The sequence below is a fragment of the Saccharopolyspora pogona genome (assembly GCF_014697215.1).
GTDB classification, from domain to species: domain Bacteria; phylum Actinomycetota; class Actinomycetes; order Mycobacteriales; family Pseudonocardiaceae; genus Saccharopolyspora; species Saccharopolyspora hattusasensis.
Genome location: NZ_CP031142.1, coordinates 5,007,018 through 5,027,747 on the forward strand (window position 1 = coordinate 5,007,018; position 20,730 = coordinate 5,027,747).

Here is a 20,730-nt window from a genome sequence, read left to right on the forward strand (position 1 = left end):
CCGGCGGCGGTCAGGCCGCCAGCAGGCCCCGGGAGATGATCAGCCGCATGATTTCGTTGGTACCTTCCAGGATCTGATGCACCCGCAGGTCGCGGACGATCTTCTCCAGGCCGTACTCGGCAAGGTAGCCGTATCCACCGTGGATCTGAAGTGCCTCGTTGGCCACCGCGAATCCCGCGTCGGTGGCCAGCCGCTTGGCCATCGCGCACAACCGGGTGGCCCCGGGGTCCTTGACGTCCAGCGCCCACGCCGCCCGCCACAGCAGCAGCCGGGCGGCCTCCAGATCGGTGGCCATGTCGGCGAGCTTGAACTGCAGCACCTGGAACTCGCTGAGCTTGGCGCCGAAGGCGCTGCGTTCCCGCACGTAGGCGAGGCTCTTGTCGAGCGCGGCCTGCGCGCCGCCCAGCGAGCACGCGGCGATGCTCAGGCGGCCGCCGTCGAGGCCGGTCATGGCGATCCGGAAGCCGATGCCCTCCTCGCCGAGCCGCTGGTCGGCGGGCACCCGGACGCCGTCGAAGATCACCTGCCGGGTCGGCTGGGCGTTCCAGCCCATCTTCTTCTCGTTGGCCCCGAAGGACAGCCCTTCGGCGTCGCCTTCGACGATGAAGGTGGAGATGCCCTTCGCGCCCGGCTCACCGGTGCGGGCCATCACCACGTAGACGTCCGAGCTGCCACCGCCGGAGATGAACTGCTTGACGCCGGTGAGCAGGTATCCGTCATCGTCACGGACCGCGCGGGTCTGCAGCGCAGCCGCGTCCGAGCCCGCGCCGGGCTCCGTGAGGCAGTAGCTGGCCAGCTGCTCCATCGAGCACAGCCGGGGCAGCCAGCGGGCGCGCTGCTCGGCGGTGCCGAAGCGGTCGATCATGCCCGCGCACATGTTGTGGATGGAGATGTAGGCGGCGATCGACGGGTCGCCGGTGGCCAGCGCCTCGAAGATCAGCACCGACTCGAACCGGCTCAGCCCGCTGCCGCCGACCGACTCGTCGACGTAGACCCCGCCGATGCCGAGTTGCCCGGCGGCGCGCAGCGCCTCCACCGGGAAGTGCTTGGCCTGGTCCCACTCGATGGCGTGCGGGGCGAGTTGTTCGGCGGCGAATTCCCGCGCGGTCTGCTGGATCGCGCGCTGGTCCTCGGTGAGCTCGAACGGCGACACCGGACCGGCGACGGCTGCAACGGACACGTCCGCTCCCTTCTCCTCGGCGGTTTCGCGCGAAACCGCCACCTCCAATGGGGGTGCGGCGGCGATTTCGCGCGAAACCGCCGCCGCACCCACCCGGTTCAGTGCATTGTCGGAATGGTGAAGCTGGCGCCTTCCTTGAGGCCGGAGGGCCAGCGCGAGGTGACCGTCTTGGTCTTCGTGTAGAAGCGAATCGAGTCCGGCCCGTGCTGGTTGAGGTCGCCGAATCCGGACCGCTTCCAGCCGCCGAAGGTGTGGTAGGCGATCGGCACCGGGATCGGCACGTTGACGCCGACCATGCCGGTGTTGACGCGCGAGACGAACTCGCGGGCCGCGTCGCCGTCGCGGGTGAAGATCGCCACGCCGTTGCCGTACTCGTTCTCGCTGGGCAGCCGGACCGCGTCGTCGTAGTCGGCGGCGCGGACCACGGACAGCACCGGCCCGAAGATCTCCTCCTGGTAGATCCGCATGTCCGGGGTGACGTGGTCGAACAGCGAGGCGCCCAGGAAGAACCCGTCCTCGTGCCCGGCCAGCCTGAAGTCCCGGCCGTCGACCAGCAGTTCGGCGCCTTCCTCGACGCCCACGCCGATCAGGTCGCGGACCCGCTGCCAGGCCTGCTTGGTCACCAGCGGGCCGAAGTCGGCGGACTCGTCGAAGCTGGTTCCGATCTTGAGCTGGTGCACCCGCTCGACGAGCTTCTCGACAAGCGCGTTCGCGGTGGCCTCGCCGACCGGCACCGCCACCGAGATCGCCATGCAGCGCTCCCCGGCGGAGCCGTAGCCGGCGCCGATCAGGGCGTCGGTGGCCTGGTCGAGGTCGGCGTCGGGCATCACGATCAGGTGATTCTTGGCGCCACCGAAGCACTGCGCGCGCTTCCCGTGGGCCGCGGCCGTCGAGTAGATGTACTCGGCGATCGCCGACGAACCGACGAACCCGACGGCCTCGATGCGCGGCTCGGTCAGGATCGCGTCCACCGCGGTCTTGTCGCCGTTGACCACGTTGAAGATCCCCGGCGGCAGCCCGGCCTCGACGAACAGCTCGGCCAGCCGCAGCGGCACCGAGGGGTCGCGTTCGGAGGGCTTGAGCACGAAGGCGTTGCCGCAGGCGATGGCCGGCGCCGCCTTCCACAGCGGAATCATCGCCGGGAAGTTGAACGGGGTGATGCCGGCGACCACGCCCAGCGGTTGCCGCATCGAGTACACGTCGATGCCGGTGCCGGCGCTCTCGCTGTACTCGCCCTTGAGCAGGTGCGGGATGCCGACGGCGAACTCGACGACCTCCAGGCCTCGCTGGATGTCGCCCTTGGCGTCCGCGACGGTCTTGCCGTGCTCGGAGGCGAGCAGGCGGGCCAGCGAGTCCATCTCGTCGTTGACCAGCTGGAGGAACCGCATCAGCACCCGCGCCCGCTTCTGCGGGTTCATCGCGGCCCACGCCGGCTGCGCCTCGGCGGCGTTGTTGACCGCCGCCGAGACCTCCTCCGCCGAGGCCAGCGGCACCCTGGCCTGTACCTGCCCGGTGTTGGGATCGAACACATCACCGAAGGAACCGGACGTTCCCGCGACGCGCTTGCCGCCGATGAAGTGCTCCAGCTCGTTGGTCATGTCGCAACGCCCTTCCGCCGAACCGGTCGGTAATTACTAGGAAGCCAAACCTTTGGTACTCCAATCTTTCCCAGAAATCCGACGGATGCAACAGGGTGCTTTGCATCACACCACTATGGGGGCGGTCCGCCGTCTACGCGTTGCCATCCCGAGGGCGAACGGAACCGGCGGCGAAGGCGATTCGGCCGGGTCGGCAACCGTCCCGCCGAGGAACAGAGCAGGCACGCGGCGGGGCGAAGCCCCTGCTCCAGCGCAAAACGGACGGGACACTCCGCTTATCGGTGTTAATGTTGCCGACACCGGCAATGTCCAACCACTTCCTCGCCGCCGAGAGTGACTTTCACACCGGTCGGTGACCAGGGATCATTCCTGTCGCGCCAGGCTCGCCGATGGAGGATGCATGCAGACCAAGGGGTGGTTTCCGCGGCGAGCCGTGGGCCGGCTCAATGCGCGTGTGCTCGCATTGCGGTCCTCGCCCCGGTGGGGGCGATGGGCCAGTCGATACCTCACGGTCGTCACCTACACAGGACGACGCTCAGGGCGCACGTTCAGCACACCTGTCGTCTACCGCCGCACCGCCGACGTCGTCAGGATCAGAGTGCGCTTTCCCGACTCCAAGACGTGGTGGCGCAACTTCCTGGGTACGGGCGGCCCGATCTCGCTGCACCTGGACGACGCGGACCGCAGCGGACACGCAGTCGGCCACCGTGACGAACACGGCCGCGTCACCGTCACCGTGCGCCTCGACGACTGAAACCGCTCCGGCGCCGCATCTCAACGACCGGAACCGGCAGAATCGAAGCGACTCGACGGCATCGGGTCAGCTCCGGCACTTCGGGTGAGCTAGCCGTCTGCGTTGAAGTCATGGATCACGCACCAAACATGATCCGCGCCGGTGCGTACGGTAGCGCAATCCGGGCCCGCCGCCAGGTCATCACCCGTCCCGCACCCGGGTGCGGCTGGTCCACTAAGGACGATCAGGCTTTGAGGTGCTTTTCAAGAATTTTCCGGAGGTCGGAGCCGAGCGGGATCTCGTCGACCGTCGAGACCCAGGCGTAGGCGTCGTGCTCGGTCAGCCGCACGTCTTCGGTCGTGGCGACGGTGACCGACCAGGTGTGCTGGCGGTTGTACGTGCCGCTCCGCGTGGTGTAGTCGAACGCGCCGAGGTATCCGGTGATCTCGGCGATCCGGAGGTTGGTTTCCTCGACCACCTCGCGGTGCAGCGCGGTGTTCAGGTCTTCGCCCGGATCGACCTTGCCGCCGGGGAATTCCCATTCGCCGCCACGGGAATCCGTCGCGCGACGCCGCACCAGCAGGACCTGCCCGCCAGAGTCGACCAGGGCCGCGACGATTTGCTGCTGCACGCCGTCGGCAGCGTCTCGGCAGGCCAGATCGGCCACTTCGGCCAGGTGCATGCGGACCGTCCTCCCGGGCTTTTCGCCACCGTACCGGCCCACCCTGGCTACTCGCACACCCCTACGAGACCGGGACCAGCGAGGTGGATGGACATCCGCCGGACCACTTCCAGCGCTCCGGGTTCGAGCGAGTAGCAGATCTGGGTGCCGTCCCGCCGGGTTCGCACCAGCCCGGCCTCACGCAACGTCCGCAGGTGCCCGGAGATGGTCGGCTGGCTCACGCCGAAGTATTCGGTGAAGTCGCAGGCGCAGATCTCGCCCTCCCCGCGGAGCCGGTCGAGGACGCCGAGCCGGATGGGGTGCCCCATCGCCCGGAACAGGCTGGCGGATTGCGCCAGATCATCGTTGCCCACCCGATCATTGTATCGTTATTCTCCTATATAGAGGATAGGAGTTTCTCTATATAGGAGGATGGCAATGCCGTCCGGTGTGAACGAGCTGGTCCTGGAGGTGGCGGACCTGGCCGCCTCGGAGCCCTTCTACACCGAAGTGCTCGGCTTCCTGGCCATCGAAACCTGGGAAGGCGAGCGCTGGCGCAACCGCGAAACGGTGTGGGTGCCGGTGGCACCAGGATCGGCCGGTGGAAGCCGGCGCTGGGCACCGCCCGCGCCCGGGGCGGCGTGCACGTCCACTACGCGCTGCCGGTGAGCGACAGCGAATACGACGCGGCCGTCGAACGGGTTCGTGCGCACGGCGTGCAGGTCAACGAAGTGGAGTTCAGCCCGGGCAATGCCCGCTCGGCGTACGTGGCCGACCCGGACCACAACATCGTCGAGTTCTGGACCTGGGACGTGCGGCAAGGCAACCCCGGAGCACCGAGCGCGATCAGCGAAGGCGTCTTCGGGCTCTAGCGGATCTGCGAGTCCTTCAGTCCGCCACGGCGGCCCGAAGGACTCATATCGGCCGCACATCGCGGATCGCGGGCTTTCCCTTCAAGACCAACGGTTTCGCGGCAGACGAGCTGCCTTCCACCACGTGGCGGCGGCGAGCCGTCCACAAAGCACAGCCGGAACTGGCCGGAACCGCGTCCGAGCCCGGTCCGGATCGCGGCGCGCTGAGCAGGCGTCACGGGCTTACCCTGCAACACATGCCCCCCGAGTCACCCGACATCTGGGCAATGGCGGACCTGGCCACGCCGTTCGCAGTTCGAACCGCGGCCACCCTCCGGGTGCCCGATGTGGTCAAGGACGGGCCGCTCCCGCTCGCCGAGATCGCGCACCTCTGCAAGGCCGAGGCGGACCCGCTCGGGCGCGTGCTGCGATTCCTGGTGCACCACGGCATGTTCACCGAACCCGAGCCGGACGTCTTCGGCCCCAACGAGGCCTCGGACGCGCTGCGCAGCGACCTGGCCGACGGCCCACAACCTTGGCTGGACCTCGACGGCGCAGTCGGCCGCGCCGACCTCGCCTTCGTCGAGCTCATCGAACAGGTCCGGGGCCACCACCCCGCCTACCCGGCCGCGTTCGGCCGGTCCTTCTGGGAAGACCTCGCGCACAACCCCCAGCTGTCGGACTCGTTCGACTCGCTGATGGAGACCAAGACGTACGGGATCGCTCCGCTGATCGCCACCGCGCACGACTGGAGCGCATACGCGCGGATCGCCGATGTCGGCGGAGGCAAGGGCGTGCTGCTCGCCGAGATCCTCCGGACGAGCCCGCAGTCGAGAGGCATCCTGGTCGACCTGATCGGCCCGGCCCGCAACGCCGCCGACTACCTGCAGGAACAGGGGGTCGCGGAACGCGCCGAGGTGGTCACCGCGAGCTTCTTCGACCCGCTGCCCATCCAGGCCGACGCCGCGGTGATCTGCGACGTCCTCGGCGACTGGGACGACGAGGACGCCATCCGGATCCTCGAACACTGCAGGCAGGCGGTGGAGCCGGACGGGCGGCTGCTGATCATCGAACTGCTGCCCGACAAGGACCGGATGGCACTGTTCACCGAGATGGACCTGCGGATGATGATCTACGTCGGCGGCCGGATGCGCGATCTCGACCGCACCCAGCAGGTAGCCGCGGCGGCCGGGCTGACCGTCGAGGACTTCACCCCGATGGACAACGGCTACGCCATCATCGAATGCCGCCCCGAACGGTAGGGCCAGCTTCGTTGCGCGAAGGTGCGGGGAGCGGGCCTCGGGCACCGTCTGGGCTCCCTCGACTTGTGCATGTCCAGCTGCCCTCGCCAGACGACGTCCGCGGCGGGCCCTTCGGCGCTTCAAAGGCGGAGAGCAGCCTCAACAGCGCTGCAGGCTGGCGCCGACGGACTTCCGCCATTTCTCCGGCAGGTCGTCCAGGCCACCGGCGACGTGCTCGGCCAGGTCGGCCCGGCCGTGCATCTGGAGGGCGAACACCTCGGCCACCTGCACCCGTGCCCAGGCCGGGAGATCACCTCGACCGCGTCACCCGCCGCGATCTCACCCGGCTCCTCCACCGCCAGGTACGCGCCGGTCCGCCCGTGCTCGGTGAACCGCTTGACCAGCCCCTGGACATCCCAGAACCCGGCGAACACCCGGCACGGCGTGCGCGGACCCGTCACCCGCAGCACCGCCCCACCGACCCGCCACCGCTCGCCGATCACCGCAGAACTGCTGTCGCAACCCGCCAGGGTGAGGTTCTCGCCGGCATTGCCGGGAACCAGCTCGCGGCCAGTTCCTTCGACCAGTACGCGAGCTCCTCGCGGTTGAACGCGTAAGCAGCCTGCTACCAGGCCCCGTGGTGCTTCGTGTCGCACACCGTGTCGCCACGCACCCCGACCTGCCCGAATCGCGCCGGCTGCTCCGCCGGGCGCTTGTCGATGTCGCTGCGCCCGACCCGACCGGTCCAATCCCCGGTCCGCACCACCGCCAGGTTCACCGAAGGAATGTAGTGCGGAGGCCCCCGGATTTATCCGTGGGGAGGAAGCGCGTCAAGTCCAGCACGAGGCGCCCAGCGGTAACCCGCCCACGCTTACTTGTGATCGAGTTTCCACCCCGGCACCCTCGACAGCAGCGGCTCCCGGACCCCGCCCACGCATGCCTGACGCGTGCGGTCGCGTATCGCCCGGCACACCAAACGCCGAGCAGCGCCACCACCTTTCGCCCGCTGCCGCGCGGGTTTCCTCGGGGCCCTCCCCTCCCCCCACCCTCCCCATTGCTGCCGCGCGGCAGTGTTCGGTTGATCGCGTCCGGTTGTCCGCGGACGCGATCTCGGTCGTTGCTACAGCCGGATGCTGGCCTGCTGCAGTGCTTGGCGTGCTTCTTCGGTCAGGCGACGCACCAGTTCCGCTGCCGGCAGCGGGCGCGCCTGGGCATAAGTTTGGCCCGCCCACAGCGACATCAGTTCCGGGTCGCCGGCCTTGCCCGCGGCACCGCGCATCGGCTTGGTCAGGTTGTTCAGCTGCGGGTACACCGCCGGGGCGTCACCGTTGTCGGCCAGGAACCGGTTCACCAGCCCCCGCGCCGGGCGTCCGCTGAACGCGCGCGTCAGCTCGGTTTCCCGCTGCCCCGCGGCGATTTCTGCACGCTGGGTCGGCGGCGTGCCCGCCTCGTCGCACACCAGGAACGCAGTGCCCAACTGGGCCGCCACCGCACCCGCGGACAGCACCGCCGCGACATCAGCACCGTGCACCAGACCGCCCGCCGCAATGATCGGCAGGTCGACCTCCGCCTGGACCACGCGGATCGCCGCCAGCAGGCCGAACAGCGACCCGCCGCCCGGCAGCGCCGGGTCGTCGTTGAACACCGCACGGTGCCCACCAGCCTCCATGCCCTGCACGCACAGCAGGTCCGCCCCCGCATCCGCGGCAGCACGCGCCTCCTGCGGAGTCGTGACCGTGGCGACGACCTGGGACCCCACCTCGCGCAGTCGATCCACAATGGACCTTTCCGGGAGCCCGAAGGTGAACGACACGACCGGGATCCGCTCGGCGATCACCAACTCCACCTTGGCCGGGTAGTTGTCGTCGTCCCAGCTCGGCGAGCCCGCCTCGGCCCCGTGCCGCGCGGCCGCCGCCTCGACCCGCGTCCGGTAGTCGGAGAGATCGAGGTCCCGCCGCTCACCCGGGACGAAGAGGTTCACGCCGAAAGGCTCCGACGTGATCGCCCGCACCCCCGCGATCTGGTTGGCCAGTGCATCCGCCGTCAGATAGCCGGCGGCCAGGAAACCGAAGGCCCCCGCAGCGCTCACCGCCGCGGTCAGTTCCGGCGTAGAGACGCCGCCCGCCATCGGCGCCGCGATCAGCGGAATTCGTCGCTCTGCGATCATGTTTCGACGGTAGCCCCAGCCCCACCGGGAGCGCATCAGAGCATCGCGCACACCACAACCCCGGCCAGGTGACCCGGCAGCTGATTCAGTTGTGCGTGAGCCGGCACTCTTTCAACGGCATTCCTCCTTTCACCCGGGCATAACTGGAATTGAGGATCTGATCGGAAGGGCACCCCATGCGAACCACCACGCGCGATGACCTCGTGCTCCGCGCCGCCAGCGGCGAAGACACCGCAAAACTCACCGAACTGCTCGGCACGGCATACCGCGACGAGCCCCGGATGGCCGGGCTGCTGCCGAACCAGGCGCAGCGAGAAACCAAGCTCCGTGCACTGTTCTCCCTTCTGCTCAAGCAAGACCATCTCGACCACGACACCGAGATCGCCGCACTGAACGGATACCCGGCGGCTGTCGCGGTTTGGGACCGGCCGGGCAGCCGAACAGCTCCACTCGGTCGACGCCTCGCGCACCTCCCGGCGCTGCTGTCGGTTTTCCGCTGGCGGCTTCCCGAAACCGCACGGGCGATCGAGGCGTTCAACGCCACCGACAGCCACCGGCCGGACGAACCGCACTGGCACCTGGCCGCGATCGGCACGGCTCCGCAGGCCCGCGGCCGCGGGCTCGGCCGCGCCCTGCTGGAATCCGGGTTGGCGCGCGCCGACGCCCACGACACCCCGATCTACCTGGAAGCCACGACGCACATCGGGGTCGCGCGTTTCGAGCGGCTCGGATTCCGCGTGATCCACGAGTACCCGATCATCGGTGGTCTCACCGTCCACGGCATGTGGCGGCCGGTCGACCGCTGACGACCCGAGTCAGGGCCGCAACCCCGCGACCAGGTCTACCGGGGCGAAGCGGAGCGGGAATGGTCGCTGCGGCTCGAACAGCTCGTCCCCAACGACCCGCGCCACCCGCTGGTACTCGCTGCCGCCGACCAGTTCCCAAGCCGTCACCGACGGCACCTCCAGATCCGGGTCGACCAGCCAGAAGTGCTGGGTGCCCAGCCTGGCGTGGGCAGCCTTCCGCAGGCTGATGTCGTTCAACCGGCTGCTCGGCGACGCCACCTCCACCGCGAGCACCGGTGCGGTCCGCAAGTTCTTCAGCGTCAGGTCTTCGTAGCGCGCGACCAGGATGTCAGGCCGCAACTCGGTCCACAGGTCCTGGCGCACCGCGAACGGCGCGGACAGCACCCGGTAATCGGGCGGGCTCGCCCGGTGCAGGCGGACGAACAAGGCACCGAGCGCCTCCTGGTGCGGCCAGCCCGGTGCCGGGCCCACCAGCAGCTCGCCGTCGACGAGTTCGTACCGTCGGCCGTCCTCCGGAAACGCCTCCAGGTCCTGGACCGTGAACCGGCGCCCGCCAAGATCGATCGACATCACTTGCTCCCTCCACTCGCTTGCGGGCCCCGAGGTTTTCGGAGTCCCGCAAATAAAGAGGAGCGAAGGGCCCGAACAGATACAGCCGCCACCAATGATCACCGGAAAGGGGAACGAAAAAGTGGGCGGGAACCCGACGCCTGGGTTCCCGCCCACTCGCACCATCGCGATTTTCTGACACCCCGCCACAGGGCCGCTGGTGCGTCTGGGGCGTGGTCGGCGCGCTACCCACGCGCCGACCACGGATTCAGTTGGTCCGCGAGATCAGTGGAACTGGGCCGCCTCGGTCGAACCGGCCAGCGCGGTGGTCGAGGAGTCCGGGCTCACCGCGGTGCTGATCAGGTCGAAGTAGCCGGTGCCCGCTTCGCGCTGGTGGCGGGTCGCGGTGTAGCCGCGGTCCTCCGCCGCGAACTCGCGCTCCTGGAGGTCCACGTAGGACGTCATGCCGTCCGCCGCGTAGCCCTTGGCCAGGTCGAACATGCTGTAGTTCAGCGCGTGGAAACCGGCCAGCGTGATGAACTGGAACTTGTAGCCCATGTGGCCGAGTTCGCGCTGGAACTTGGCGATGGTGCTGTCGTCGAGGTTCTTCTTCCAGTTGAACGACGGCGAGCAGTTGTAGGCCAGCATCTGCTCCGGGAACTTGTCCTTGACGGCCTCGGCGAACCGGCGTGCGACCTCCAGGTCCGGGGTCGAGGTCTCCATCCAGATCAGGTCCGAGTGCGGCGCGTAGGCCAGGGCGCGGGTGATGCACGGCTCGACGCCGTTGCGCACCTTGTAGAAGCCCTCCGGGGTGCGCTCACCGGTGACGTACTGCTGGTCGCGCTCGTCGATGTCGCTGGTCAGCAACGTCGCGGCCTGCGCGTCGGTGCGGGCGATGACCAGGCTCGGGACGCCGGCGACGTCCGCGGCCAGGCGCGCGGCGTTGAGCGTCTTGACGTGCTGGCCGGTGGGGATGAGCACCTTGCCGCCGAGGTGGCCGCACTTCTTCTCGGAGGCCAGTTGGTCCTCCCAGTGCACGCCTGCAGCGCCAGCGGCGATCATGCCCTTCATGAGCTCGTAGGCGTTGAGCACGCCACCGAAACCGGCCTCGGCGTCGGCGACGATCGGCGCCAGCCAGTGGATGTCCTCGCTCTCGCCGCCGGCGCCCTGCGGGTCCAGCGCCTCGGACCAGTTGATCTGGTCGGCGCGCTTGAGGGCGTTGTTGATCCGCCGCACGACCGCCGGGACCGAGTTGGCCGGGTACAGGCTCTGGTCCGGGTAGGTCTCGCCGGCCAGGTTGGCGTCCGCGGCGACCTGCCAGCCGGACAGGTAGATGGCCTGCAGACCGGCGCGGGCCTGCTGGACCGCCTGGTTGCCGGTCAGGGCGCCGAGCGAGTTGACGTAATCGGTCTCGTGCAGCAGCTTCCACAGTCGCTCGCTGCCCTGCCGGGCGAGGGTGTGCTCTTCGCGCACGGAACCGCGGAGGCGGATGACGGTCTCGGCCGAGTGGGTTCGCTCGATGCCCTGCCAACGCGGGTTGGTGTCCCAGTCACGCTGCAACTCCTCGACGGCCTGCTTCGCCTGCTCGCGGATGCTCATGATGTTCCCCTTCCGAGATCGCCCTGCGGCCTGTTGATCCCAGTCTTGACCCCGATCCAGCGAAACACGACCAGTATTTCGAGGTAATTTTCGCATTTTTTCTGCTAACATCAACTCCATGACGGAGTTCGCTACGGAAGAAGACCGTAGTTTTTCAACAGAACACGACCTTTTGGTCTTCGGTCAGCGGCTGCGGCACTTGCGCCGGGCAGCCGGGCTCACCCTCGTGGAACTGGGCGAACGGGTCGGGCGCGCGCCGTCGCAGCTGTCGCTGCTGGAGAACGGCCACCGCGAGCCGAAGCTGTCGTTGTTGCGCGCACTAGCGGATGCGCTGGGCAGCTCCGTCGACGACCTGCTGTCCAAGAAGCCGCCGAACCGGCGCGCCGAGCTGGAGATCGCCGTGGAGAAGGCGCAGTTCGACCCGATCTACCAACGGCTGGGCGTGCCGCCGCTGAAGGCCGGCAAACGCGTCCCCACCGAAGCCCTGGAACACGTCCTCGCGCTCTACGAAGAACTCAAGCGCCGCGAGACCAAGCAGGTCGCCACCCCTGAAGAGGCCCGCAAGGCCAACGCCGAGCTGCGCGGCATGATGCGCGAGCACGGCAACTACTTCCCCGAGATCGAGAAGGCTGCTGCCGGCATCCTCGACAAGGTCGGCTACCACGGCGGCCCGCTGTCCGAGGGCCTGATCCAGTCCATCGCCACGCACCTCGGCTACGGGCTGCGGTTCGTCACCGACCTGCCCCGCTCGGTGCGCTCGGTGACCGACCTGAAGAACCGGCGGATCTTCCTGCGCCGCGAATCGCTGGGCATGCACAGCCCACGGACCATCCTGCTGCAGACCCTCGGCCACCTCAGCCTCGGCCACCGCCAGCCCCGCGACTTCGCCGACTTCCTCCGGCAGCGCGTCGAGGCGAACTACTTCGCCGCCGCGGTCCTGGTGCCCGAGCAGACGGCCGTGCCGTTCCTGCAGGACGCGAAGGCCGAGCGCGACCTCGCCGTCGAGGACCTGCGCGACGTGTTCTCCGTGTCCTACGAGATGGCCGCGCACCGGTTCACCAACCTCGCCACCCAGTACCTGGACCTCGTCTGCCACTTCGTGCGCAACGACGAGACCGGCATCATCTACAAGGCGTACGAGAACGATGGGCTGGTCTTTCCCACCGACCCGACCGGCGCCATCGAGGGGCAGCGGATGTGCCGGTACTGGGCGGGACGCCAGGTGTTCGCATCCCCGGACCGCTACTCGACCTACTACCAGTACACCGACAAGCCCGGTGCCACGCACTGGTGCGTCGCGCACGTCGACCCCAGCCGCGGGCGGGATTTCGCGATCACCCTAGGAGTGCCCTACACGGAGTCGCGGTGGTTCCGGGGCCGGGACACCAACAACCACTCCAAGTCGAAGTGCCCGAACGGCGAATGCTGCCAGCGCCCGCCCGCGGATCTCGCGAGCCGCTGGGAAGGCATGGTGTGGCCGTCGGCCCGAGCCCACTCGCACGTGCTCGCCGCACTGCCGTCGGACACCTTTCCCGGCGTGGATGAGGCCGACGTGTACGCGTTCGTCGAAGCACACCAGGGCTGAGTGCCGAGGGACATCCGCTGGTGGGCGGCGATTTCGCGCGAAATCGCCGCCCACCAGACATCGCACGCAACCCGCAGACGCCTAGACCGAGCGACGGCGGCCCAGCAGCTCCGACGGCACGATGCGGACCCGGAACGGCAGCTCCGCGTCGAACGCCTCTGGGCCGCTGGCCTTGGCAATCAACTGGTACTCACCGGCGTCATCGAGCTCGAAAACCGTCAGGCGCCAGGCACGACCTCGTCGCCGATCCCGGGCATTTCGACGTGCTCGTCATGGAGAACTTCCTCGGCGACATCCTCAGCGACGTCGGCGCGGCCACCATCGGCGGACTCGGCATTTGCCGTCCGGCAACATCGGCGACCACGCCGCCTACTTCGAACCCATCCACGGCAGCGCTCCCACGATCGCCGGGCGGAACGAGGCGAACCCGACCTCCCAAATCCTCGCGGCCGCCCTCATGCTGGAACACCTCGGCGACCACGCGACGGCGGCGCGCATCAAGGACGCCGTCACCCGGGCATATCCCGAGGGGCAGATCCGCCTGCTTCCCAACGGCTGCCCCGAGAGCGGGACCAAAGCCGCCACCCGAGCCATCATCAACGCCCTCGACACTGATCAAGCACCGTGAGTCCTATTTGGGAGTTACAAAGGCTGTTTGGGAACTCGTTGCGCGGCGGTGGTGTATCTGCGCGTCGCTGGAGTGAAGCGAACGGACCGATCACCCCAATAGACGGCGCAAACGGGCCGTTCACCTCACACCCGACCCCGGCAGCGCCCTGGATAGCCCGGGGCGCGTGAGGGCATGTGAAGAGCCTCGGCGCTTCAGAAAGCGGCCCCGAAGCGGCCCCACCACAACGCCACACCGTGAAAGCACCCACGAGCCTCAAACAGTGAAAATCGGCCTCAAGCGGTGTGGTGCAGGGCTTCGCACAGCGTCGTGGGTGTGATCTCGCAGGCCGACGTTCTCGCACGCGCGGATGCCGCGTACGACGCCCCGCCTCTGCTCACCATCGACGAATTCTTCGTCGGCAACACCGAGGAGGAATCGCTATCGAGGAAATGCTCGACGCGGAATCCCTGCAAGCCGACGGCGTCATCGAGGACTACGCGATCGCGGCCCCCGGGGACGAACCCGGTATCCCCGCAGGCAACCGCGTCCTCTCCCTCGTCTGGGACTGAAGCACGACCAGCACCGACCGCTGGACTTTCCGCCGGATCACGGGCCGAGCACGCCGCGCAGGAAAGCCTGGATCGCCCGTGAAAGCTGCTCGACGCTGGCCGGGCTCCCAGGCTCCGTGGCATCCAAAGACCGGCTCCCGATGACCCTGTCGAACACCAGCCCCTCGCACAGGCTAACCAGATCAGCCCCAGCGCTCTCCGGATCGGGCGCCCGCAGGGTGACCATCAGCTCCACGGCAAGCGGCCGGGAGAACGCCGCCCGCGCGAGCGGCTCGTGCAGTTCCGCGGCTGCGGCGACCTCTGCGACGAGCACATACCGGGCGATGGTGTCGCTGCGACGAGGTCCTAGCATCCGATCCAGCTGAGCCGCGATCCCGTCGGCTGCGGCACGAACATCCGGCGGCCCCTCGAAGGCCGGCCCCGCGACCGCGTCGAAATCCGCCCTCGCCCGCACCGCCAACCGCGCCACCGTGGCTTCCAGCAGAGCCCGCCTGGTGCGCATGTAGTACGAAGTCGAACCGCGCGGCAGCCCCAGCCGACCGTCGACGGCCAGGTGCGTGAGCGCCCGGACCCCCTGCTCGGCGACGATCTCGATCGCGGCATCGGCGATGCGCGTCCGGCGGTCCTGCTCACGCATCACTCGACCTCCCCAACAACACCGGTACTCTACATCCATAGAGCCTCTACGGATGTAGAGCGGAGGAAAGTTGACCGGCCGATTCAAAGAACTGCGAGCACGCTTCGACCTGGCAGCGTCCCGACAAGGGTTCGAACTCGACGACGCGCAGCGTCCGGTGGCCGACAAGCTGGCCGAACTGGGCTCCGGCCTCCGGAAACACTTCTACCGGCCGCGCGGCCTGTACTTGTTCGGGCCGGCGGGGCGCGGCAAGAGCTTCCTGGCCGACGCGTTCTTCACCGAAGCGCCCGTCCGCGGCAAGCTGCGCATGCACTTCCACGACTTCTTCGACCAGTTGCACCGCAGCGTCGCCCGACACCGCTCGTCGAGCGGATCCAGCGCGGTGGACGCGGCAGTGGGCGAACTTCTCGCGGCCGCGACCTCCGAGCGTTGGCAGTGCGCGATCGGTTGGCGTGGTTCGACTTCACCGAACTCTGCGCCACAGCGACATCAACGCGGGACTACCTCGCACTCGCCGAGCAGTTCGACACGTGGGTGATCGGCGGTGTGCCGAAGCTTGCCGACTGCAGCCCGGACACGCGGCAGCGCTTCGCCAACGTCGTAGACGTGTGGTGCGACAAGGACATCACCACGCACGTGCTCGCCGACCACAGCATCGCCGACACCTTGGCGAACGGCACCGATGTCGAACGCACCGCCAGCCGACTCGCTGCGCTCCGCCCGATCGCCACAACCGAAGTCCACTGAGGACGATCCGGCACCGGCGACCGCCGATGCCGGGCCATCCCAGCTACTTCTTGCCCTTGGCCTTGTCGTCCTTGGCTTCATCGGTGGACAGCGCGGCGACGAAGGCTTCCTGCGGGACCTCGACGCGGCCGATGGTCTTCATCCGCTTCTTGCCTTCCTTCTGCTTCTCCAGCAGCTTCCGCTTCCGGCTGATGTCACCGCCGTAGCACTTGGCGAGCACGTCCTTGCGGATGGCGCGAATCGTCTCGCGGGCGATGATCCGCGACCCGATCGCCGCCTGGATCGGCACCTCGAACTGCTGCCGCGGGATCAGCTCGCGCAGCTTCGAAGCCATCTTCGTGCCGTAGGCGTAGGCGGCGTCGCGGTGCACGATCGCACTGAACGCGTCCACCGGCTCGCCCTGCAACAGGATGTCGACCTTCACCAGGTTCGACGCCTGCATGCCGGACTCCTCGTAGTCCATCGAGGCGTAACCGCGGGTCCGGGACTTCAACTGGTCGAAGAAGTCGAAGACAATCTCCGCCAGCGGCAGCGTGTAGCGCAGCTCGACCCGGCTCTCCGACAGGTAGTCCATGCCCGACAACTGCCCGCGCCGGCTCTGGCACAGCTCCATGATCGTGCCCACGAACTCCGACGGCGCGATGATCGTGCATCTCGCGACCGGTTCGAGGACGTCCTTGATCTTGCCCTCGGGCCAGTCGGACGGGTTGGTCACCACCAACTCCGAACCGTCCTCCATCTGTACCTCGTAGACCACGTTCGGCGCGGTGGAGATCAAGTTCAGGTTGAACTCGCGCTCCAGCCGGTCACGGGTGATCTCCAGGTGCAGCAGCCCGAGGAAACCGCAGCGGAAACCGAAGCCCAGCGCCCCGGAAGTCTCCGGCTCGTAGGTCAGCGCCGCGTCGTTGAGCTGCAGCTTGTCCAGCGCCTCGCGCAGCAGCGGGTAATCCGTGCCGTCCATCGGGTAGAGCCCGGAGTACACCATCGGCTTCGGCTCGCGGTAGCCGCTGAGCGGCTCCTCGGCGCCCTTGCGCTCGGCGGTGATCGTGTCGCCGACCTTGGACTGGCGGACGTCCTTCACCCCGGTGATCAGGTAGCCGACCTCGCCGACGCCGAGCCCCGCCGAAGGCTTGGGTTCCGGCGAGATGATGCCGACTTCCAGCAGCTCGTGGGTCGCGCCGGTGGACATCATCCGGATCCGCTGCCGCGGCGTGATCCTGCCGTCGACGACCCGGATGTAGGTGACCACACCGCGGTAGGTGTCGTAGACCGAGTCGAAGATCATCGCGCGCGGTGGCACGTCGACGACGCCCTGCGGCGCCGGGATCAGCCGGACCACCTCGTCCAGCACGGCTGCGACGCCCTCACCGGTCTTCGCCGACACCCGCAGCACGTCCTCCGGCTCGCAGCCGATGATGTGCGCCAGCTCGGCAGCGTACTTGTCCGGCTCAGCGGCCGGCAGGTCGATCTTGTTGAGCACGGGGATGATTTGCAGGTCGTGCTCCATCGCGAGGTACAGGTTCGCCAGCGTCTGCGCCTCGATGCCCTGCGCGGCGTCGACCAGCAGCACCGCGCCCTCGCAGGCCGCCAGCGACCGGCTGACCTCGTAGGTGAAGTCGACGTGACCGGGGGTGTCGATCATGTGCAGCACGTGGTCGACGCCGTCGGAGGTCCACGGCAGGCGCACGTTCTGCGCCTTGATCGTGATGCCGCGCTCCCGCTCGATGTCCATCCGGTCGAGGTACTGGGCCCGGTACGCGCGTTCCTCCAGCACACCGGTCAGCTGCAGCATGCGGTCGGCCAGCGTCGACTTGCCGTGGTCGATGTGCGCGATGATGCAGAAATTCCGGATTCGCTCCGGGGGCGTGAACGTGGTGTCGGCGAAACTGCTCACTCAGTGTTCCTCGCGGATGTCGACTGGTGCGGGGGTTCACCCCATCGTCCCATGACACGCCCGGTACCCGGCGCCCAACTCCGGGACATCCCGGATGCGACCACCGGCTTCGGTTGCTGAGCTGGTCGTATGAGCGGTTTCGTCGCCTTCGCCCTGGATCGTGCTTTCGGTCACCCGAGCGGACTGCTGGGCACCGTGGGCGGTGCGCTGATGGCGCGCGGCAACGCGGCGGCGGAGCAGCAGGTGGTGCGGCTGGCCCGGCTGACCGGCGGCGAAGAGGTGCTGGTGATCGGGCCCGGTCCCGGCGTGGGATTGCTGGCGGCCGGCGAGCAGGCGGCGCGCGTCGTCGCGATCGAACCGTCGCCGCGGATGCGGCAAGCCGCCTCCCGGCGATGCGCGGCCATGAGCAACGTGACCGTCCAGGACGGCACCGCTGCGGAGACCGGCCAACCGGACGCGGCATTCGACGTGGTGCTCAGCGTGAACAACGTCCAGCTGTGGCCGGACCGCGCCACCGCGCTGGCCGAACTGCACCGCGTGCTAAGCCCCGGCGGCGTCCTGCTGCTGTCGACCCACGAGCGCTGGCTGCCCGGCGGCCGCGCCGGGCTCCACGCCGACGTCCAAGCCGCCGGCTTCGCCGACGCGCAGACCTGGGCCTGGCAGCCACCGGCCCGAGGCACCACCCAAGCCCAAACCCGAGCCATCCGGCCGTAGTCCGGACGTTGACCTCATCAGAGCCGCCCCGGACCGTTTCGGTTGCCGGCACGGCAAGTCCGGCAACGCTGGAGTGAAACCACCCGCTACATCGGAATGTTCGCTTCCGACGTCGACAGGATCGCGCCGGCATTCAGCCATGCAGAGGTCCACGCCCACCGTGCGCGCCCGACAACTCGGCGCCGAGCTGCGCAGGTCTCGCGCTGCCACCGGGCTCGGCGCGCCCCAGGTCGCCAAGCGCCTCGGATTGGCGCAAGAGCAGTCGTAGCGGTAACACCAACTGCGTCGGAGTGGCGCTAGACCCGAAGAGCGCGGCGATTCAAGACTCCAAGCTTGGGTTTTAACCTGCTTGCTTCTTTCCGGCGGGTTGCCGGGTGTCCGTTTTTTCGGTTTTTTTGCGGACGGGATGGCGTTGAGCAGGACCGGAGCGGGAGCCTGGGGGCCGCCCTGGGCCGGGCCGGGTGGGTTTCGGCACACGCGCGGGGGTCCCGAGACGATCATGGATGTGGCGAAACCCGCGGCGTACCCGGTGCGGGCTTAACGGCCGGTCTGGCTCGGGGCGTCGTTCCCAGGGACGCCGCAGGTCCGTGGTGAGGTTGCGGGCGAGTCTGAGTTGGGTGTAGGCGGCGATCGTCAGCCAGGTCCACCGGTCCTGCTGGGCGGGTGTGCGGGTTTTCGCCGCGGTCCAGCCCAAGGTCGACTTGGCAAAACGGAAGAAATGCTCGATGTCGAACCGCCGTAGGTAGACCCGCCACAGCATGTCCAGATCCAGTGGGACGCCCTCGGGGGCGGCCCACCACAGCCACAGGTCCTTGTGCGGGGCGCGTCCGTCGGGCAGGTGTTCCACGCGGACGTGCACGACCGTGCCGGTGACCACGGGTAGTTCGCTACGGTCGGCGAACCAGCCGCGGGCTTGGATCTTCGGCGACAGCCCGGACCAGGCATGCACCTCAACCCGTCCGTAGCGGTCGGTGTCCACGGTCAGCGTGGCGTCCGGGGTGTGCCAACTGGTGGGGCTGGCGCACTCGAAGCGGGCGCCGTATTTCGGTGGCCGCCCGGTCCTGCCAGGCACCCGCGGCGGCGGTGGGCGGTGAAACACCCGATCGTCACGGTCGAGACGGATCAGCAGTTGCACGTCCACATCAGACACCGCGTCGGTCATCGCGGTAGCCGGATAACCAGAGTCCATCACCACCATCGGTGGAAGGCGGCCCGCTCCACCCGTGCGCCCGGCGGCGCGCAGACGAGTAGCCAACTCCCGGATCTGGGCGGCGGTCACCGCCACGAGATCATCGTCGGGATCCATCCGGACCGCATCCACCGGCGACACCCACGACGAACGACCCCACTGGATGCCCGCAAGCCACGCATAGTTCCAGCCAGGGATCGTCTTACGGTCACCGTCACAGCGACACGACGTATGACAGTGACCGCGATCCGCCGAGCACTCCGCATCCGGTCGCGGGCACACGGTCACATCAGCGGTGAACAGAAGCGGTCCCTCGTCCGCCGCGGCAGGCAACCCATCCACCAGCACATCCCGTACCCCGGCGGCGTCGATCTCCCCGGCCGCCAACGCGTCGTACAACGCGCCATGCCCCCGCCGGAACACCGGCGACAGCGACAACTCCACCAACGAGGTCACCGGCCGCTCACCGCAGGACACCGCATCGCAGAGCTCGAACAACGCATCCGCCCGAGCCGACAGACACCGGTAAAACCCATCCCGGAACCCGGTCACAGCCCCGAACTCGACCGCCTGGCGGTCATCCTGCACACTGATCACGACAGCCCTTGGTTGATCTTCTTCTTTCGTCAGAAGCATGATCACCCAAGGGCTGTTCCCATGATCAACCGGGGCCACAACAACACCCAAAGGTTAAAACCCAAGCCAAGAGCCTGTTGCAAAATTACGCCCACCACGGACCGTGATCGATCGATCACGGCTGAGATGGCCACTGGCGGACAAACGGCGGCGATCGAGACTGATTTGGTACTTCGGTTCAGCCGTTTTCGCCGAAAACGCAACAGGCTCCCAAGGGCGCCCAACCGGACCGGTACTCGTCGTCTCGGCTGCTGCCTTCGGCGAATTCGTCGCTGGGCTCAGGTCGCGGCGACTCCTGGCTCGTGGGTGATATCCGGCTCTCGCTCACCCACGAGCACAGGGTGGCGTCATGCCTGGGGTGGGCGGACGTCGGTGCGGATCGGGTGGTCGGCCGGGATCTCGACCAGGACGATTCGCATGCCGTCCGGGTCGGCCACCCATGCCTCATCCAGCCCCCAGGGCTGGCGCTCGGGCTCGGCGAGGACCGTCACGCCGTGGTCCCGCAGCCGCTCGAACTCGGCTCGGACTTCGCGCACCTGGAGCCAGAGCACCTGGTCCGGGCTCGGCCCCGGACCACCCCGGCCGGAGATCTCCAGGAATCCCTGCCCCAGGAAGAAGACCGTGCCGCCGGGGAATTCGCGTGCGATGGCCAGTCCGAGCACGTCCCGGTAAAACCGCAACGAGCGGTCCCAGTCCTGGGGACGAAGGATCAACCGGCTGTTCAAGATCTCCATGCCCCGTTTCTACCCGCGGGGAGCACCGAC

The 20,730-nt window shown here is 68.3% G+C and carries 21 protein-coding genes and 4 pseudogenes; 12 read left to right on the forward strand and 13 right to left on the reverse strand.

Annotation, left to right across the window (positions count from 1 at the left end; all coding sequences use genetic code 11):
• Positions 1 to 10: 10 nt before the first annotated feature.
• Together DL519_RS22965 and DL519_RS22970 are read right to left on the reverse strand one after the other, a co-directional pair.
• Positions 11 to 1,180: an acyl-CoA dehydrogenase family protein gene (locus DL519_RS22965; RefSeq protein WP_190817827.1), complete on the reverse strand. Its 1,170-nt coding sequence runs from the start codon at positions 1,178 to 1,180 to the stop codon at positions 11 to 13.
• Positions 1,181 to 1,278: 98 nt separating this feature from the next.
• Positions 1,279 to 2,778 carry a CoA-acylating methylmalonate-semialdehyde dehydrogenase gene (locus tag DL519_RS22970; RefSeq protein ID WP_190817829.1) on the reverse strand — a complete coding sequence of 500 codons (1,500 nt, stop codon included), beginning with the start codon at positions 2,776 to 2,778 and terminating at the stop codon, positions 1,279 to 1,281.
• A 400-nt stretch (positions 2,779 to 3,178) separates the two neighbouring features.
• On the opposite strand from DL519_RS22970, the gene DL519_RS22975 reads away from it, so the two are divergent.
• Complete coding sequence (locus tag DL519_RS22975; protein WP_190817830.1) at positions 3,179 to 3,532, forward strand: hypothetical protein; 354 nt, start codon at positions 3,179 to 3,181, stop codon at positions 3,530 to 3,532.
• Between the two features lie 223 nt (positions 3,533 to 3,755).
• On the opposite strand, the gene DL519_RS22980 is transcribed toward DL519_RS22975, so the two are convergent.
• Positions 3,756 to 4,193, reverse strand: coding sequence for an NUDIX hydrolase (locus DL519_RS22980; protein WP_190817832.1), 438 nt, complete (start codon positions 4,191 to 4,193; stop codon positions 3,756 to 3,758).
• 47 nt (positions 4,194 to 4,240) lie between these two features.
• Positions 4,241 to 4,546 (reverse strand): ArsR/SmtB family transcription factor, encoded by a 306-nt coding sequence (locus tag DL519_RS22985; RefSeq protein WP_190817834.1) that lies wholly within the window; start codon positions 4,544 to 4,546, stop codon positions 4,241 to 4,243.
• 64 nt (positions 4,547 to 4,610) lie between these two features.
• Here DL519_RS22985 and DL519_RS47060 point away from each other — a divergent pair, with 64 nt between their 5' ends.
• The 3 genes from DL519_RS47060 (at position 4,611) to DL519_RS22995 (ending at position 6,285) form a co-directional block, all read left to right on the forward strand.
• Positions 4,611 to 4,841 (forward strand): VOC family protein, encoded by a 231-nt coding sequence (locus DL519_RS47060; protein WP_223839419.1) that lies wholly within the window; start codon positions 4,611 to 4,613, stop codon positions 4,839 to 4,841.
• Positions 4,838 to 5,044 (forward strand): VOC family protein, encoded by a 207-nt coding sequence (locus DL519_RS47065; RefSeq protein ID WP_223839421.1) that lies wholly within the window; start codon positions 4,838 to 4,840, stop codon positions 5,042 to 5,044. The genes DL519_RS47060 and DL519_RS47065 overlap by 4 nt, the downstream gene beginning before the upstream one ends.
• A gap of 236 nt (positions 5,045 to 5,280) precedes the next feature.
• A complete protein-coding gene (locus tag DL519_RS22995) occupies positions 5,281 to 6,285 on the forward strand; it encodes a methyltransferase (RefSeq protein WP_223839423.1) in 1,005 nt (334 codons plus the stop codon).
• A gap of 353 nt (positions 6,286 to 6,638) precedes the next feature.
• Here DL519_RS22995 and DL519_RS47070 read toward each other — a convergent pair.
• The 3 genes and pseudogenes from DL519_RS47070 to DL519_RS23005 all read right to left on the reverse strand — a co-directional run.
• Positions 6,639 to 6,920, reverse strand: a pseudogene (locus tag DL519_RS47070) (MOSC domain-containing protein); the annotation flags it as partial.
• On the reverse strand, positions 6,890 to 7,042 hold the full coding sequence (locus DL519_RS47075; protein ID WP_223840478.1) for an MOSC domain-containing protein: 153 nt from the start codon (positions 7,040 to 7,042) through the stop codon (positions 6,890 to 6,892). The pseudogene DL519_RS47070 and the gene DL519_RS47075, both read right to left, overlap by 31 nt.
• Positions 7,043 to 7,384: 342 nt before the next feature.
• Positions 7,385 to 8,431: an NAD(P)H-dependent flavin oxidoreductase gene (locus tag DL519_RS23005; protein ID WP_190824162.1), complete on the reverse strand. Its 1,047-nt coding sequence runs from the start codon at positions 8,429 to 8,431 to the stop codon at positions 7,385 to 7,387.
• Between the two features lie 176 nt (positions 8,432 to 8,607).
• On the opposite strand from DL519_RS23005, the gene DL519_RS23010 reads away from it, so the two are divergent.
• A complete protein-coding gene (locus DL519_RS23010) occupies positions 8,608 to 9,237 on the forward strand; it encodes a GNAT family N-acetyltransferase (RefSeq protein WP_190817836.1) in 630 nt (209 codons plus the stop codon).
• Between the two features lie 9 nt (positions 9,238 to 9,246).
• Here DL519_RS23010 and DL519_RS23015 read toward each other — a convergent pair whose 3' ends face one another.
• On the reverse strand, positions 9,247 to 9,807 hold the full coding sequence (locus tag DL519_RS23015) for a Uma2 family endonuclease (protein WP_190817838.1): 561 nt from the start codon (positions 9,805 to 9,807) through the stop codon (positions 9,247 to 9,249).
• A 264-nt stretch (positions 9,808 to 10,071) separates the two neighbouring features.
• The gene (gene aceA, locus DL519_RS23020; RefSeq protein WP_190817840.1) at positions 10,072 to 11,385 is read right to left on the reverse strand and encodes an isocitrate lyase; all 1,314 of its coding nucleotides are present in this window, start codon (positions 11,383 to 11,385) and stop codon (positions 10,072 to 10,074) included.
• A 118-nt stretch (positions 11,386 to 11,503) separates the two neighbouring features.
• On the opposite strand from aceA, the gene DL519_RS23025 reads away from it, so the two are divergent.
• Together DL519_RS23025 and DL519_RS23035 are read left to right on the forward strand one after the other, a co-directional pair.
• Positions 11,504 to 12,970 (forward strand): helix-turn-helix transcriptional regulator, encoded by a 1,467-nt coding sequence (locus tag DL519_RS23025; protein WP_190817842.1) that lies wholly within the window; start codon positions 11,504 to 11,506, stop codon positions 12,968 to 12,970.
• 272 nt (positions 12,971 to 13,242) lie between these two features.
• Positions 13,243 to 13,598 (forward strand): annotated as a pseudogene (locus DL519_RS23035) (isocitrate/isopropylmalate family dehydrogenase).
• 588 nt (positions 13,599 to 14,186) lie between these two features.
• On the opposite strand, the gene DL519_RS23040 reads toward DL519_RS23035, so the two are convergent.
• Entirely contained in the window at positions 14,187 to 14,786 is a 600-nt protein-coding gene (locus DL519_RS23040) for a TetR/AcrR family transcriptional regulator (protein ID WP_190817844.1), read from the reverse strand.
• A 157-nt stretch (positions 14,787 to 14,943) separates the two neighbouring features.
• Between DL519_RS23040 and zapE (DL519_RS50270) the strand changes: the two are divergent.
• Together zapE (DL519_RS50270) and zapE (DL519_RS47085) are read left to right on the forward strand one after the other, a co-directional pair.
• Positions 14,944 to 15,129: pseudogene (gene zapE / locus DL519_RS50270) on the forward strand (AFG1/ZapE family ATPase); the annotation flags it as partial.
• A 29-nt stretch (positions 15,130 to 15,158) separates the two neighbouring features.
• Positions 15,159 to 15,533, forward strand: coding sequence for an AFG1/ZapE family ATPase (zapE, locus tag DL519_RS47085; RefSeq protein WP_397545067.1), 375 nt, complete (start codon positions 15,159 to 15,161; stop codon positions 15,531 to 15,533).
• Between the two features lie 43 nt (positions 15,534 to 15,576).
• On the opposite strand, the gene lepA is transcribed toward zapE (DL519_RS47085), so the two are convergent.
• Positions 15,577 to 17,427 carry a translation elongation factor 4 gene (gene lepA, locus DL519_RS23050; protein ID WP_190817845.1) on the reverse strand — a complete coding sequence of 617 codons (1,851 nt, stop codon included), beginning with the start codon at positions 17,425 to 17,427 and terminating at the stop codon, positions 15,577 to 15,579.
• 129 nt (positions 17,428 to 17,556) lie between these two features.
• Here lepA and DL519_RS23055 point away from each other — a divergent pair, with 129 nt between their 5' ends.
• From DL519_RS23055 to DL519_RS50275, 3 genes and pseudogenes are all read left to right on the forward strand, one after another.
• Positions 17,557 to 18,141 carry a class I SAM-dependent methyltransferase gene (locus DL519_RS23055; protein WP_190817846.1) on the forward strand — a complete coding sequence of 195 codons (585 nt, stop codon included), beginning with the start codon at positions 17,557 to 17,559 and terminating at the stop codon, positions 18,139 to 18,141.
• Positions 18,142 to 18,280: 139 nt separating this feature from the next.
• On the forward strand, positions 18,281 to 18,409 hold the full coding sequence (locus DL519_RS48920; RefSeq protein WP_263399699.1) for a hypothetical protein: 129 nt from the start codon (positions 18,281 to 18,283) through the stop codon (positions 18,407 to 18,409).
• Between the two features lie 16 nt (positions 18,410 to 18,425).
• Positions 18,426 to 18,485 (forward strand): annotated as a pseudogene (locus DL519_RS50275) (hypothetical protein); the annotation flags it as partial.
• Here the strand turns inward: DL519_RS50275 and DL519_RS23065 are convergent.
• Positions 18,482 to 19,927 (reverse strand): NF041680 family putative transposase, encoded by a 1,446-nt coding sequence (locus DL519_RS23065; protein WP_223838947.1) that lies wholly within the window; start codon positions 19,925 to 19,927, stop codon positions 18,482 to 18,484. The pseudogene DL519_RS50275 and the gene DL519_RS23065 overlap by 4 nt on opposite strands.
• 386 nt (positions 19,928 to 20,313) lie before the next feature.
• Positions 20,314 to 20,700, reverse strand: a complete 387-nt coding sequence (locus DL519_RS23070; RefSeq protein ID WP_190817847.1) for a VOC family protein — start codon at positions 20,698 to 20,700, stop codon at positions 20,314 to 20,316.
• Positions 20,701 to 20,730 lie beyond the last annotated feature (30 nt).